This is a genomic window from Streptococcus sp. 3613, from assembly GCF_013277375.1.
GTDB classification, from domain to species: domain Bacteria; phylum Bacillota; class Bacilli; order Lactobacillales; family Streptococcaceae; genus Streptococcus; species Streptococcus pseudopneumoniae.
The window spans coordinates 1-13,702 of sequence record NZ_VMMV01000034.1 but is presented as its reverse complement, the minus strand read 5'-3'; the positions used below and the strand labels follow the sequence as shown (position 1 = coordinate 13,702).

The following is a 13,702-nucleotide window of genomic DNA, read 5'->3' as shown; positions in this document are numbered from 1 at the left end:
TTAAGTGATAAAGTCGGGTATAAACGATAGACAAAATCAAGAATTTTCTGTCTATTTTTTGAATATTTATGGAGAATGAGACTGATGAAAATATGGTATAATGAAATAAAGGAGTTTTATATGCAAAAATTTATTCAAGCTTATATTGAAAAGCTAGATGTGACAACCATTATCGAAAATATTCTAACCAAGGTCATTTCTCTTTTACTGCTTTTGATTGTATTTTATATTGCTAAAAAAATGCTTCATACCATGGTGCAGAGAATTGCCAAACCTTCTCTAAAAATGTCTCATCATGATGTCGGGCGCCAGAAAACCATCTCACGTTTGTTAGAAAATGTGTTTAATTATACGTCATATTTCTTTTTACTCTACTGTATTTTATCGATTTTAGGCTTACCTGTATCTAGCTTGCTGGCTGGGGCTGGAATCGCTGGGGTGGCGATTGGGATGGGAGCCCAAGGTTTTCTGTCTGATGTCATCAATGGCTTTTTCATCCTTTTTGAACGTCAACTGGATGTGGGAGATGAGGTTGTTCTGACCAACGGCCCCATTACTGTATCGGGTAAGGTTGTCAGTGTGGGAATTCGTACGACACAGCTTCGTAGCGAGGAGCAAGCTCTTCACTTTGTTCCGAACCGAAATATCACGGTTGTTAGCAATTTCTCACGCACGGACTAGACCTGTTATTTTAAGTAATTTGTGGTACAATAGAGGGAGTTTAATAAAGGAGAAAAGATGGTTTTAGAAAAGCAGTTGGGCAATGGTTGTACCTGGATAGACCTAGACCTCGGAAAGTTGAATAAACTAGAAGATTTGTCAGAAATCTACGGCTTGGACAAGGAAACCATTGAATACGCACTGGATAGAAACGAGCGTGCCCACATGGACTATCACCGTGAAAGTGGGACGGTTACCTTTATCTATAATGTCCTAGATGTGAAAAAGGACAAGGCCTACTATGAGACTTTTCCCATGACCTTTATCGTGGAGCATCGTCGCCTGATTACCATTAGTAATACCAAGAACGCCTATGTCATTGAACAGATGACTCGTTATCTGGAGAGCCATGACATGCTTTCGATTTACAAGTTTCTCTTTGCCAGTCTGGAAATCATCAGCAATGCCTACTACCCTGTCATCGAGCAGATGGATAAGAGTAAGGACGAGGTCAATGGTCTCTTGCGTCAGCGAACAACTAAGAAAAATCTTTTTGCCCTTTCCGACTTGGAGACGGGTATGGTTTATCTTACTGCGGCTGCTAAACAAAATCGGATTTTGTTAGAGCATATTCAAGGTCATGCCTTGTATCGTAGTTTTGATGAGATTGAGAGAGAGCAGTTTGATGATGCTATGATTGAGGCTCATCAGCTGGTATCCATGACAGACCTAATCTCTCAGATTTTACAGCAACTTTCAGCCTCTTACAACAATATTCTAAACAATAATCTGAATGATAATTTGACAACCTTGACTATCATTTCAGTCTTGCTAGCTGTTTTGGCAGTCGTGACAGGCTTTTTCGGAATGAATGTTCCCCTACCTTTAACAGATGAGCCCCATGCTTGGCTCTACATCAGTATAGCTAGTGCAGGGTTATGGATTGTTTTATCCTTGTTACTAAGGAAAATTGCGAAAAAAAGTTAAGAAAAGGAGCCAGAATGGCGATTGAAAACTACATGCCAGATTTTGCTGTGGAAGCAGTCTATGATCTGACAGTTCCAAGCCTGCAGGCGCAGGGAATCAAGGCTGTTTTGGTCGATTTGGACAATACCCTTATTGCTTGGAACAACCCTGACGGGACACCAGAGATGAAGCAATGGCTACATGACCTTCGGGACGCGGGCATTCGCATTATCGTAGTGTCAAATAACACCAAAAAACGCGTCCAACGAGCAGTTGAGAAATTTGGGATTGACTACGTTTATTGGGCTCTGAAGCCCTTCACATTTGGAATTGACCGTGCCATGAAGGAATTTCACTATGAGAAAAAGGAAGTGGTCATGGTTGGCGACCAGCTCATGACAGATATACGAGCAGCCCACCGTGCAGGCATTCGTTCAATCTTGGTCAAGCCCTTGGTCCAACATGACTCGATTAAAACGCAGATTAACCGAGCTCGCGAGCGTCGTGTTATGCGAAAAATCACTAAAAAGTACGGACCGATTACATATAAAAAAGGAATTTAACTATGGAAGAAATTCTCTGTATTGGTTGTGGAGCAACCATTCAGACGACAGATAAGGTTGGTCTTGGTTTTACCCCCCAGTCGGCACTTGAAAAAGGTTTGGAGATAGGTGAAGTCTATTGCCAACGTTGTTTCCGTCTCCGTCATTACAATGAAATCACAGATGTCCAGTTGACGGACGATGATTTCCTCAAGCTTTTGCACGAGGTGGGAGACAGTGATGCCTTGGTAGTCAATGTCATTGACATCTTTGACTTTAATGGCTCTGTCATTCCAGGCTTGCCACGCTTTGTATCGGGCAATGATGTCCTCTTGGTCGGGAATAAAAAAGATATCCTGCCCAAGTCAGTTAAACAGGGCAAGATTAGCCAGTGGCTCATGGAACGTGCCCACGAAGAAGGACTTCGTCCAGTTGATGTCGTCCTAACTTCAGCCCAAAACAAACATGCCATTAAGGAAGTCATTGACAAGATTGAACACTACCGTAAAGGCCGCGATGTCTATGTGGTCGGTGTAACCAACGCTGGAAAATCAACTTTAATCAATGCCATTATCCAAGAAATCACGGGTGACCAGAATGTCATCACGACGTCACGCTTCCCAGGGACAACCTTGGATAAAATCGAGATTCCGCTTGACGACGGATCTTATATCTACGATACACCGGGGATTATCCATCGTTACCAGATGGCCCACTACTTGACGGCCAAAAACCTCAAGTATGTCAGCCCCAAAAAGGAAATCAAACCTAAAACCTATCAGCTAAATCCTGAACAAACTCTGTTTCTAGGTGGTCTCGGACGATTTGATTTCATTGCGGGTGAAAAGCAAGGTTTCACAGCCTTCTTTGACAATGAACTCAAATTGCATCGTACTAAGCTTGAAGGCGCTAGTGCATTTTACGACAAGCACGTCGGAACCCTTCTCACGCCTCCAAACAGTAAGGAAAAAGAAGATTTTCCAAAACTGATTGAGCATGTATTTACAATCAAGGATAAGACAGACCTAGTCATCTCAGGCCTAGGTTGGATTCGTGTAACAGGCACTGCCAAAGTCGCCGTCTGGGCACCAGAAGGCGTCGCCGTCGTCATACGAAAAGCAATTATTTAAAACAAAATCGCTGAGCGAACAAAGTGAGCTCATATAGCGATAGTTATTGCCGTGGTGTGATTGCCAATCTGTAGATTGGCAAGGGGCACAATTGAGACCAAGGCTCAATTGTGAGGTCAGGAAATCCATTTTTCAAAGATGAAATCTTTGGAAAATTAGTTCCGACCGTCCCTTACCACCTAAAATAACTATCAAAAAACAAGGAAGAAAATTATGTCATTAACATCAAAACAACGTGCCTTCCTCAACAGCCAGGCACACATCCTCAAACCTATCATCCAAATCGGGAAAAATGGACTCAACGACCAAATCAAAACCAGCGTCCGTCAAGCTCTTGATGCGCGTGAATTAATCAAGGTTACTCTCTTACAAAACACAGATGAAAACATCCACGAAGTAGCTGAAATTTTGGAAGAAGAAATCGGTGTGGATACAGTCCAAAAAATAGGACGCATCTTGATTTTGTTTAAACAATCCAGCAAGAAAGAAAATCGCAAGATTTCTAAGAAAGTCAAAGAAATCTAAGACCGAAACTCCAAATAACTGTTTTTATAGAGAAATAAAGGGGACTAGCCTATGACAATCGAACTATTGACTCCCTTTACCAAGGTAGAGTTGGAGCCAGAAATCAAGGAGAAAAAACGCAAACAAGTTGGGATTTTAGGGGGGAATTTTAACCCTGTTCACAATGTCCATCTTATTGTTGCGGATCAAGTACGGCAACAGTTGGGACTGGATCAAGTTCTGCTCATGCCTGAATACCAACCTCCTCACGTTGATAAAAAGGAAACCATCCCTGAACACCATCGTCTCAAGATGCTTGAGTTGGCAATTGAGGGGATTGACGGCCTAGTCATTGAAACTATTGAGTTGGAGCGCAAGGGTATTTCCTACACTTACGACACCATGAAGATTTTGACAGAGAAGAATCCAGATACGGATTATTACTTTATCATCGGTGCCGACATGGTTGACTATCTGCCTAAGTGGTACCGAATTGATGAACTGGTTGACATGGTTCAGTTTGTGGGGGTTCAGCGTCCACGCTACAAGGCAGGGACTTCCTATCCAGTTATCTGGGTGGACGTACCGCTCATGGATATCTCGTCCAGCATGGTGCGGGACTTCATTGCCCAAGGTCGGAAACCCAACTTTCTCCTACCTCAGCCAGTGCTAGACTACATCGAGAAGGAGGGGCTCTACTGATGTCCTATCAAGACTATATCAACTGCTCCCGTGAGGCCTTGTTGGAAAAAATGGCAGAGCTTCTACCTGAGAAACGTCTAACCCATTGTCTAGGTGTGGAGCGTGCCGCTATGGAGTTAGCTCAGCGCTTTGGTGTAGATGTTGAGAAAGCAAGTCTAGCAGGTCTTCTTCATGACTATGCTAAAAAGTTGTCAGATCAGGAATTTCTAGACTTGATTGACCGTTATCAGCTAGATTTCGACCTCAAAAACTGGGGTAATAATGTCTGGCATGGTATGGTCGGAATTTACAAAATTCAGGAAGATTTGGATTTGCATGATTCAGAAATCCTGCGAGCCATTGAAGTCCATACAGTCGGTGCTGGTCAGATGACAGACCTAGATAAGGTTGTCTATGTAGCAGACTATATCGAGCACAATCGATCCTTTCCTGGAGTAGATGTGGCGCGTGAGATTGCAAGTCTATCGCTCAATAAGGCGGTGGCCTACGAAACAGCTCGTACCGTGGAGTATCTAGCTCATCAGGGATTCCCCATCTATCCCCAAACCCTTGAAACCTATAACGCCTTTGTGCACTATTTGAAAGAGAACTAAATGAAGATGGCTTTTATAATCATTGATGTTCAGAATGTTTTAGTAGAAACTGGGTTCCAGACAAAAAGTCTATTGGAAAAAATTTCTTATTTACAAAACCAGGCTAGAAGCAAGAATATTGAAATTATCTATGTTCAACATATTGAGAACTCTGAAGCTCAAACATCAGAAGATTGGCAGTTATCTGCGCTTTTAAATCGAAAACCTGCTGAAAAGGTCTTTCAGAAGAAGTATAACAGTATTTTCAAAGAAACTGGCTTAAAAGAATACTTGGATAAACAGGGAATTGAAAAATTAGTTTTATGTGGTATGCAGACAGAATATTGTGTGGATACCTCTGTCAAGGTTGCCTTTGAATATGGCTATCAGCTTATTGTTCCAGAAGGTGCTGTCACAACCTTTGATGGGGATGACATTCCGGCAGAAACGATTAATGAATTTTATGAGGACATTTGGGAGGAGCGCTTTGCAGATGTCCTAGATTACAAACATATTTTCTAAAAAGAGGATTAAATGAACGAAAAAGAATTACTAGAACTAGTCGTGAAAGCGGCTGATGAGAAACGTGCGGAGGATATCCTCGCACTTGATGTACAAGATTTGACTAGTGTGACGGACTACTTTGTCATCACTAGCTCAATGAATAGCCGTCAGTTGGACGCTATCGCAGCTAATATCCGTGAAAAAGTAGCTCAAGCAGGCTTTAAAGGTAGCCATGTCGAAGGCGATGCAGCTGGAGGCTGGGTCTTACTGGACCTCGGTGCTGTTGTCGTGCATATCTTTTCAGAAGAAATGCGTGCCCATTATAATCTAGAGAAGCTATGGCATGAGGCGAATTCAGTAGATATTTCAGAAGCTCTTGCTTAGAAGATGAACTCAGTTGTAGTCAACTGGGTTTCTTTGCTTATTTTAGAAAAATTGATAGAAAGGTAAAGGGCGAGTGGTGTTTGCCATGTAGGCTCTTGGTATCATGATTATGGCAACTTATGAAACTTTTGCGGCGGTCTATGATGCGGTCATGGATGACAGTTTATACGACAAATGGACTGATTTTTCTCTGCGTCATTTGCCAAAAACTAAGGAGAGAAAGAAACTCTTGGAATTGGCTTGTGGGACAGGAATTCAATCAGTGCGCTTCTCTCAGGCTGGTTTTGATGTGACTGGACTGGACTTGAGCGCAGATATGTTGAAAATTGCCGAAAAGAGAGCGGCTTCAGCCAAGCAAAAGATTGATTTTATGGAAGGTAATATGCTGGATTTGTCCAAGGCAGGGAAATACGATTTTGTCACGTGTTATTCGGACTCTATCTGCTATATGCAGGATGAGGTGGAATTAGGGGACGTCTTTAAGGACGTGTACAATGCGCTGAATGAAGAGGGAGTTTTCATCTTTGACGTGCACTCGACCTACCAGACAGATGAAGTATTCCCAGGCTATTCCTACCATGAAAATGCGGAAGATTTTGCCATGCTCTGGGATACTTATGAGGATGCAGCACCTCACTCCATCGTCCATGAGCTAACTTTCTTTATCAAGGAGGCGGACGGTTCCTTTAGTCGCCACGATGAAGTGCATGAGGAGCGGACTTATGAGGTTCTGACCTATGATATTTTGCTGGAACAGGCTGGTTTCAAGTCCTTCAAACTCTATGCGGACTTTGAGGACAAGGAGCCAACAGAAACTAGCGCTCGTTGGTTTTTTGTGGCGCAGAAGTAGGAGATTACTATGACCATCACAGGTATTATTGCGGAGTTTAATCCTTTTCATAATGGCCATAAATACCTGCTGGATCAGGCAGAGGGACTGAAAATTGTTGCCATGTCAGGGAATTTCATGCAGCGTGGAGAGCCTGCTATTGTGGATAAGTGGACAAGGACCCAGATGGCGCTGGAAAATGGCGCAGACTTGGTAGTGGAATTGCCCTTTTTAGTCAGTGTTCAGGCAGCTGATTTCTTTGGTCAAGGAGCTGTGAATATCTTGGATCGCTTGGGCACTGATAGTCTAGTTTTTGGGACAGAGGAAGTTCGAGATTATCAGAAAATCGCTGACTTATACACAGAGAAAGGTGCTGAGATGGAGAAATTTGTGGAAAATCTGCCTGATTCCCTCTCTTATCCTCAGAAAACCCAAGCCATGTGGAAGGAATTTGCAGGTCTTAATTTTTCTGGCAATACGCCCAATCATGTCCTTGCTCTGGCCTATGCCAAGGCAGTTGCAGGACGAGACATCAAACTTGAGCCAATTCAGCGTCAGGGGGCAGGCTACCATTCTGTGGACAAGGATGTGGACTTTGCCTCAGCGACAGCTCTTCGTCAGCACCAAAGGGACCAAGATTTCTTAGAACGCTTTATGCCTTCTGTTGCCCTATTTGAGCAGGCAAGCAAGGTGACCTGGGAAGACTATTTTCTTTTGCTCCGCTATCAAATATTATCAAATCCAGACCTAACCACTATCTATCAAGTCAATCAAGAAATGGCAGTGCGCATTAATGAAGCTATTAAAACAGCCCAGTCTGTAGAAGAAATGGTCGAGGCGGTTGCCACCAAACGCTACACCAAGGCGCGTGTTAGACGTCTCTTAACCTATATCTTGGTGCAGGTTAGAGAAAGTGATTTGCCAGAAGCCATTCATGTTCTTGGTTTTACCGAAAAAGGCAGACAACATCTCAAGTCTCTGAAAGGGCAGGTCAGTCTAGTCAGCCGAATTGGTAAAGAACCTTGGGATGCTATGACCCAAAAGGCAGACCAGATTTACCAACTAGGAAATCCAAGTATAGCAGAGCAGAATTTTGGAAGAGTACCGATTAGAATAGAAACAAACTAAGTCTACTGAAAGGTGGGCTTTTTGAGATTTTTTACGAATAATACTCTTCGAAAATCTCTTCAAATCGCGTCAACGTCGCCTTGCNNTTTGAGCAACCTGCGGCTAGTTTCCTAGTTTGCTCTTTGATTTTCATTGAGTATAAATAGATGGAAAAGAAAATCTTGTACAAGTTCCTGACAATTTCTTTCTTTTCGTGTATAATAGTGGAAAAGAGGTAAAACGAGGTATGGTTATGGAAGCAGTTCTTTACTCAACATTCCGAAATCATTTAAAAGACTACATGAAGAAGGTCAATGATGAATTTGAGCCTTTAACGGTGGTTAATAAAAATCCAGATGAGGACATTGTAGTTCTTTCAAAGAGCGAATGGGACAGTATTCAGGAAACTCTGAGAATCGTTCAAAATAAGGAACTATCTGACAAGGTCTTGCGAGGAATGGCTCAAGTCCGTGCTGGAAGCACTCAAGTCCATGTTATTGAGGAGTGAGGAATGCTGCTCAAGTTTACAGAAGATGCGTGGGCAGATTATTGCTACTGGCAAACTCAGGATAAGAAAACACTAAAAAGAATCAATAAACTAATCAAGGATATTCAAAGTGATTCATTTACAGGAATAGGAAAACCAGAACCACTCAAGTATGACTACCAAGGAGCCTGGTCACGGCGTATTGATGCAGAAAATCGCTTGATTTATATGATGGATGGAGATAGCATCGCTTTTTTGTCCTTCAAAGATCACTACTAAGTCTACTGAAAGGTGGGCTTTTTATTTTTTAAATTTTTATGAGTAAGTTTAAGATAAAGTTTTTTAGAAAATGACAGAATCCCTAATACAAAAGACAAAAACTCAGTAAAGAAATTTAGTATATAAACTTCGATTTTTTCCCTTGAATCCGCTTTATCACTTGTATTTTGTGGTATAATGAAGAGAATTGTTAATAATAAAAACAGGGGAAGTAAATGTCTAATTTTAAAGAAAAACTACCGATATTCCAGTCGAACGATGTTCAGATTTCAAATGTAGTCAATGCAGTTTGGTCGATTGCGAACACCTTACGTGGAGCTTATCGTTCGGATAAGTATCGAGTGATGTAATTAAAAATTGGATGAGAAGAAAAGATACAATTGAGTTTCTTGGTTTATGGAAAAGCTTAAACAACATGAATTTCAATTCGGTCGAATTCGACCGAATTAAATCGGAAGCTGGATATAATTCATTTACATTGTCTCCTAAGAAATGGGTAGAGAAAACTGGAGCAATCGGAATTATCTCAAAAGGTGGAAGATATGGTGGTGCATTTGCACATATAGATATTGCCTTTGAATTTGCTTCATGTATTTCTGCTGAATTTAAGATGTATGTAATTCAGGATTACAAAAGACTTAAGTCAGATTAAAATTCTAAGATATCATTAGGCTGGAATTTGAATAGAGAAATTTCTAAGATTAACTACAAAATTCATACAGATGCAATCAAAGAATATTTCTTAAAAGATCTTACCAACGAACAGTTGTCTTACAAGTATGTAAGTGAAGCAGATATGATCAATGTTGTTTTATTTAACAAAAGAGCTAAACAGTGGCGTGAAGAAAATAGGAACAATTAGTACAACACTTGTAGTAGTTGCGGGAGTAAGTGCGGGTGTGCTTGGAGGAAAATTTGACTTTAAATTTCCTAAAAAGATTTAATGGAGAGTAATAAATATGAAGTTTAAAAATTATCTATTTGATTTATATCCTTATTTTCCCAAAGGTTTTTCATTATATAATAGAAAGGATCCTGATGTATGTAGTAAGGCGTTGTACGATGATTTATGTAAGATGTTTTTTGATGATGATTCAAAAGAAAAACTTAAAATAACATCTGTATGTAATAAATGCCAAAACTTTGGAAATGGAGATTTTTATACTTTATTTATTGATAAGGATAAGTATTTATTATCAAGTGATTATATAGGAGCCTCTATTTATTGGGCAAGAAAGGCAGGATTAAACGACAGAATAATTTTAGATCATTTGAGTATTTCAAGAACAATAGGTGGACACATTCTTTTCCCTAGAGGTGGTGGAAAATCAGAAACCGTTAATACAGCTAGAGGTGGAAAACCTAGAATCAAGAATGGAATTTATAAAGGATATTATGATCGTTTTGATTTAACACTATATGCTATAAAAGAATGGTTTGCGGGAAATAATAATTCAAAAATAGATTATGCTATAGAGAATTACCGTAAATGGTTTGAACTATTTTTTGATGATGATAATTGTAAAAATGGATTTGAGAAATTTGTCGAGTTTTTTAAGTTAGAAGGATTTATATATGAGCAAAATAAAATTATAGATTTAATTAAATCAGATTTAGAGAACAATCAGGTTGTCTTTTTAGATAAAGAAGATATTAGGATTGCTAGCACAGAAGAAGAATATATAAGATATATGAAAAATCTTAATATCATTATTCTAGAAAGAACTAAAAAAATATTATTATAAATATTTCAGCACCAGTTAAATAAAATGTGCGTTTTCTTTATCAAAAAAATTAATAAAAGAGGTTACCAAGAGGGATAAATTTTAAGTGTAGGGGGAATTTATCCTTTTTGCTTTTGAGGTAGAAGAGAAATCTATTGAATTATCCTATGAATATGTAGATGATGGATATAGTGGTTCTAATTTTGAGCGACCAAATTTTAAGAATATGATTGATGACCTGAATAAAGGAAAGTTTTCTATCATTATGGTAAAAGATTTATCTCGTTTCGGCAGAGAGTATATCGAGTCAGGAAAGTACTTACAAAAGATATTTCTTGAAAAAGGTATTCGCTTTATATCTGTAAATGATAACTATGATAGTGATAATGCGGATGTTAGCGATATCCATTTAAGGTTTGTGAAAATCACTTTTTTATGGTAGAATGTAAAAGAATGTATGTCATTCGGAATAACAATAAAATGAGGTAAAAACATGGAAATCATGTCGCTTGCGATTGCTGTTTTTGCCGTCATCATTGGTTTAGTCATTGGATATGTCAGCATCTCAGCTAAGATGAAATCATCTCAGGAAGCTGCAGAGTTGATGCTTTTAAATGCTGAACAAGAAGCAACTAATTTACGTGGACAAGCTGAGCGTGAAGTGGATTTACTTGTTAATGAAGCCAAACGTGAAAGCAAGTCTCTTAAAAAAGAAGCACTATTGGAGGCCAAAGAAGAAGCCAGAAAATACCGTGAAGAAGTGGACGCTGAATTCAAATCAGAACGTCAAGAACTCAAACAAATCGAAAGTCGTTTGACAGAGAGAGCTACTAGCCTTGACCGTAAGGACGACAATTTGACGAGTAAAGAACAAACACTTGAACAAAAAGAACAAAGTATTTCTGATAGAGCGAAAAACCTTGATGCGCGTGAAGAGCAATTAGAGGAAGTCGAAAGACAAAAAGAAGCAGAACTAGAGCGTATTGGTGCTCTGTCTCAGGCAGAAGCACGAGATATTATCTTGGCACAGACAGAGGAAAACTTGACCAAGGAGATTGCCAGTCGTATTCGCGAAGCTGAGCAAGAGGTCAAGGAACGTTCTGACAAAATGGCCAAGGACATCCTGGTTCAAGCTATGCAACGTATCGCTGGTGAATATGTAGCGGAGTCAACAAACTCAACGGTTCATCTGCCAGACGATACTATGAAGGGACGCATTATTGGTCGTGAAGGTCGTAACATTCGTACCTTTGAAAGTTTGACAGGGGTCGATGTGATTATCGACGATACACCAGAAGTGGTGACCTTGTCAGGATTTGATCCGATTCGTCGTGAGATTGCCCGTATGACGATGGAAATGTTGCTCAAGGATGGTCGTATCCACCCAGCTCGTATCGAAGAGTTGGTTGAGAAAAACCGTCAAGAGATTGACAATAAGATCCGTGAATACGGTGAGGCTGCTGCCTATGAGATTGGCGCACCAAACCTTCATCCAGACTTGATGAAGATTATGGGTCGCTTGCAATTCCGGACTTCATATGGCCAAAATGTTTTGCGCCATTCGATTGAGGTTGCTAAGTTAGCTGGTATTATGGCCAGCGAGCTTGGTGAGAATGCGGCTCTTGCCCGTCGTGCTGGATTCCTTCACGACATCGGAAAAGCCATTGACCGCGAGGTTGAAGGTAGCCACGTTGAAATCGGTATGGAATTGGCACGTAAGTACAAGGAACATCCAGTTGTGGTCAATACGATTGCTAGTCACCACGGAGATGTTGAAGCTGAGAGCGTCATTGCAGTTATCGTTGCTGCAGCAGATGCCTTGAGCGCAGCTCGTCCAGGTGCTCGTAGTGAGTCTCTTGAAAGCTACATCAAGCGTCTCCATGATTTGGAAGAAATTGCGAACGGCTTTGAAGGGGTACAAAATAGCTTTGCCCTTCAAGCAGGACGTGAAATTCGTATCATGGTCAATCCAGGAAAAATCAAGGACGACAAAGTCACAATCTTAGCTCACAAAGTTCGTGAGAAAATTGAAAACAATCTCGATTACCCAGGAAATATCAAGATAACCGTGATTCGTGAGCTTCGTGCAGTAGATTATGCTAAATAATAAAAAACTGAGGTCAGTGAAATCTGACTTCAGTTTTTTTGAAGTACGACGGGCATGTGGTGCATCTGAGGTGTAATACTCTTCGAAAATCTCTTCAAACCACGTCAACGTCGCCTTGCCGTACTCAAGTACAGCCTGCGGCTAGTTTCCTAGTTTACTCTTTGATTTTCATTGAGTACAAGTCCTTGGTGGGCACCTGCTACCGGTGAACCCAATAGCGATTCCCAAGCCTGACTATCGTGAGGTAGCGGATTAAAACGGTCTGGGGATAGACCGTTTTAAGTCTGACGCTGGAAATAAGAATCGTCAGAGGAAGGGATAGCGAAATCGTGGCTCTACGAACAGGAAGGTGATAGTAAGGCGTATATAGCGGATAGGGGGGCGCGAAACCTTAAAGTCCAAAAAGGTAGTCGTAACCTATATGCGTAAATCACGAGAGTAATTGAATTCGAACTAAGATTTATCTTTTTCCACTGTAACCTTTTAACGTCCTCATGTCTAGTCTAAACGAGGAAAGATGTAGAACTTATCCCGTGAGCTCTGTCGCTAGAAAGAGAAAACGACAGATCGAAGTAATCCTACTTTACTTGTGTCTGTAAAACGAACGGTCTGATAGAACTGGACTCTGTCACGTATTGACTAGATGAAGGTTCACCAATATAAGATATCCCTCAGGCACCAAAACAAGAAAGGAATAGGCACATGTCAAAATTGCTAGATAAGATAGTATCACGCGAAAATATGCTGGAAGCTTACAATCAAGTAAAATCCAATAAAGGCTCAGCTGGGATTGATGGAATGACTATCGAAGAGATGGATGACTATCTCAGACAAAACTGGCGCTTGACTAAGGAGCTGATAAAACAGAGAAAATACAAACCTCAATCAGTCCTGCGAGTTGAAATCCCCCAACCCAATGGAGGTGTCCTTCAGCTTGGGATTCCGACAGTGATGGATAGGATAATCCAACAAGCCATTGTCCAAGCTCTTAGAGTACTTAAATGACGGCTATGAGTGGATAGTGGATATAGACCTAGAGAAATTTTTCGATAGGGTTCCTCAAGATAGATTGATGTCCTTAGTACATAACATTATCGAAGACGAATATAAGGAATACTTGATTCGTAAGTATCTTTATTTAGGAGTTATCATTAATGGTCAACGTCATAAAACGTTAGTTGTCTTACCCCAGAGAGGAAATGTAT

General features: G+C 40.6%; 16 protein-coding genes and 3 pseudogenes. All 19 read left to right on the top strand.

The annotated features are described in order from the left end of the window. Window positions 1-120: 120 nt before the first annotated feature. On the top strand, window positions 121-681 hold the full coding sequence (locus HT708_RS04160; protein ID WP_001168882.1) for a mechanosensitive ion channel domain-containing protein: 561 nt from the start codon (window positions 121-123) through the stop codon (window positions 679-681). A gap of 57 nt (window positions 682-738) precedes the next feature. Next, a complete protein-coding gene (locus HT708_RS04155; RefSeq protein ID WP_023941081.1) occupies window positions 739-1,647 on the top strand; it encodes a magnesium transporter CorA family protein in 909 nt (302 codons plus the stop codon). Window positions 1,648-1,661: 14 nt separating this feature from the next. Next, window positions 1,662-2,189: a YqeG family HAD IIIA-type phosphatase gene (locus HT708_RS04150; RefSeq protein WP_023941083.1), complete on the top strand. Its 528-nt coding sequence runs from the start codon at window positions 1,662-1,664 to the stop codon at window positions 2,187-2,189. Window positions 2,190-2,191: 2 nt separating this feature from the next. Beyond that, window positions 2,192-3,298 (top strand): ribosome biogenesis GTPase YqeH, encoded by a 1,107-nt coding sequence (gene yqeH, locus HT708_RS04145; protein WP_172926027.1) that lies wholly within the window; start codon window positions 2,192-2,194, stop codon window positions 3,296-3,298. Window positions 3,299-3,511: 213 nt separating this feature from the next. After that, a complete protein-coding gene (gene yhbY, locus HT708_RS04140; RefSeq protein WP_000060163.1) occupies window positions 3,512-3,823 on the top strand; it encodes a ribosome assembly RNA-binding protein YhbY in 312 nt (103 codons plus the stop codon). A 51-nt stretch (window positions 3,824-3,874) separates the two neighbouring features. Continuing rightward, entirely contained in the window at window positions 3,875-4,504 is a 630-nt protein-coding gene (locus tag HT708_RS04135) for a nicotinate-nucleotide adenylyltransferase (protein ID WP_172926026.1), read from the top strand. Then, window positions 4,504-5,097: a bis(5'-nucleosyl)-tetraphosphatase (symmetrical) YqeK gene (yqeK, locus tag HT708_RS04130; RefSeq protein WP_023933749.1), complete on the top strand. Its 594-nt coding sequence runs from the start codon at window positions 4,504-4,506 to the stop codon at window positions 5,095-5,097. The genes HT708_RS04135 and yqeK overlap by 1 nt, the downstream gene beginning before the upstream one ends. Beyond that, complete coding sequence (locus HT708_RS04125; protein ID WP_000781356.1) at window positions 5,098-5,598, top strand: cysteine hydrolase family protein; 501 nt, start codon at window positions 5,098-5,100, stop codon at window positions 5,596-5,598. A gap of 12 nt (window positions 5,599-5,610) precedes the next feature. Continuing rightward, entirely contained in the window at window positions 5,611-5,964 is a 354-nt protein-coding gene (rsfS, locus tag HT708_RS04120; protein ID WP_001003001.1) for a ribosome silencing factor, read from the top strand. Between the two features lie 109 nt (window positions 5,965-6,073). Next, a complete protein-coding gene (locus tag HT708_RS04115; protein WP_286672817.1) occupies window positions 6,074-6,814 on the top strand; it encodes a class I SAM-dependent methyltransferase in 741 nt (246 codons plus the stop codon). Window positions 6,815-6,823: 9 nt separating this feature from the next. Next, the gene (locus HT708_RS04110) at window positions 6,824-7,921 is read left to right on the top strand and encodes a nucleotidyltransferase (protein WP_172926024.1); all 1,098 of its coding nucleotides are present in this window, start codon (window positions 6,824-6,826) and stop codon (window positions 7,919-7,921) included. A gap of 232 nt (window positions 7,922-8,153) precedes the next feature. After that, window positions 8,154-8,408 carry a type II toxin-antitoxin system Phd/YefM family antitoxin gene (locus HT708_RS04105; protein WP_016398854.1) on the top strand — a complete coding sequence of 85 codons (255 nt, stop codon included), beginning with the start codon at window positions 8,154-8,156 and terminating at the stop codon, window positions 8,406-8,408. A gap of 3 nt (window positions 8,409-8,411) precedes the next feature. Then, a complete protein-coding gene (locus HT708_RS04100) occupies window positions 8,412-8,666 on the top strand; it encodes a Txe/YoeB family addiction module toxin (protein WP_016398855.1) in 255 nt (84 codons plus the stop codon). 346 nt (window positions 8,667-9,012) lie between these two features. Then, a pseudogene (locus HT708_RS12310) lies at window positions 9,013-9,516 on the top strand (KilA-N domain-containing protein); the annotation flags it as partial. After that, window positions 9,470-9,610, top strand: coding sequence for a hypothetical protein (locus HT708_RS04090; protein ID WP_000899898.1), 141 nt, complete (start codon window positions 9,470-9,472; stop codon window positions 9,608-9,610). The pseudogene HT708_RS12310 and the gene HT708_RS04090, both read left to right, overlap by 47 nt. A 15-nt stretch (window positions 9,611-9,625) precedes the next feature. After that, window positions 9,626-10,411 carry a hypothetical protein gene (locus HT708_RS04085; RefSeq protein WP_023941091.1) on the top strand — a complete coding sequence of 262 codons (786 nt, stop codon included), beginning with the start codon at window positions 9,626-9,628 and terminating at the stop codon, window positions 10,409-10,411. 136 nt (window positions 10,412-10,547) lie between these two features. Beyond that, a pseudogene (locus HT708_RS04080) lies at window positions 10,548-10,802 on the top strand (recombinase family protein); the annotation flags it as partial. Between the two features lie 81 nt (window positions 10,803-10,883). Beyond that, window positions 10,884-12,497, top strand: coding sequence for a ribonuclease Y (locus HT708_RS04075; RefSeq protein WP_000404950.1), 1,614 nt, complete (start codon window positions 10,884-10,886; stop codon window positions 12,495-12,497). Between the two features lie 702 nt (window positions 12,498-13,199). Further along, window positions 13,200-13,702 (top strand): annotated as a pseudogene (locus HT708_RS04070) (group II intron reverse transcriptase/maturase); the annotation flags it as partial.

Excerpts from the sequence above, each read along its gene's own strand:
- HT708_RS04160 (WP_001168882.1), top strand. The coding sequence starts at position 121 with ATGCAAAAATTTATTCAAGCTTATATTGAAAAGCTAGATGTGACAACC.
- HT708_RS04155 (WP_023941081.1), top strand. The coding sequence starts at position 739 with ATGGTTTTAGAAAAGCAGTTGGGCAATGGTTGTACCTGGATAGACCTA.
- HT708_RS04150 (WP_023941083.1), top strand. The coding sequence starts at position 1,662 with ATGGCGATTGAAAACTACATGCCAGATTTTGCTGTGGAAGCAGTCTAT.
- yqeH (WP_172926027.1), top strand. The coding sequence starts at position 2,192 with ATGGAAGAAATTCTCTGTATTGGTTGTGGAGCAACCATTCAGACGACA.
- yhbY (WP_000060163.1), top strand. The coding sequence starts at position 3,512 with ATGTCATTAACATCAAAACAACGTGCCTTCCTCAACAGCCAGGCACAC.
- HT708_RS04135 (WP_172926026.1), top strand. The coding sequence starts at position 3,875 with ATGACAATCGAACTATTGACTCCCTTTACCAAGGTAGAGTTGGAGCCA.
- yqeK (WP_023933749.1), top strand. The coding sequence starts at position 4,504 with ATGTCCTATCAAGACTATATCAACTGCTCCCGTGAGGCCTTGTTGGAA.
- HT708_RS04125 (WP_000781356.1), top strand. The coding sequence starts at position 5,098 with ATGAAGATGGCTTTTATAATCATTGATGTTCAGAATGTTTTAGTAGAA.
- rsfS (WP_001003001.1), top strand. The coding sequence starts at position 5,611 with ATGAACGAAAAAGAATTACTAGAACTAGTCGTGAAAGCGGCTGATGAG.
- HT708_RS04115 (WP_286672817.1), top strand. The coding sequence starts at position 6,074 with ATGGCAACTTATGAAACTTTTGCGGCGGTCTATGATGCGGTCATGGAT.
- HT708_RS04110 (WP_172926024.1), top strand. The coding sequence starts at position 6,824 with ATGACCATCACAGGTATTATTGCGGAGTTTAATCCTTTTCATAATGGC.
- HT708_RS04105 (WP_016398854.1), top strand. The coding sequence starts at position 8,154 with ATGGAAGCAGTTCTTTACTCAACATTCCGAAATCATTTAAAAGACTAC.
- HT708_RS04100 (WP_016398855.1), top strand. The coding sequence starts at position 8,412 with ATGCTGCTCAAGTTTACAGAAGATGCGTGGGCAGATTATTGCTACTGG.
- HT708_RS04090 (WP_000899898.1), top strand. The coding sequence starts at position 9,470 with ATGTTGTTTTATTTAACAAAAGAGCTAAACAGTGGCGTGAAGAAAATA.
- HT708_RS04085 (WP_023941091.1), top strand. The coding sequence starts at position 9,626 with ATGAAGTTTAAAAATTATCTATTTGATTTATATCCTTATTTTCCCAAA.
- HT708_RS04075 (WP_000404950.1), top strand. The coding sequence starts at position 10,884 with ATGGAAATCATGTCGCTTGCGATTGCTGTTTTTGCCGTCATCATTGGT.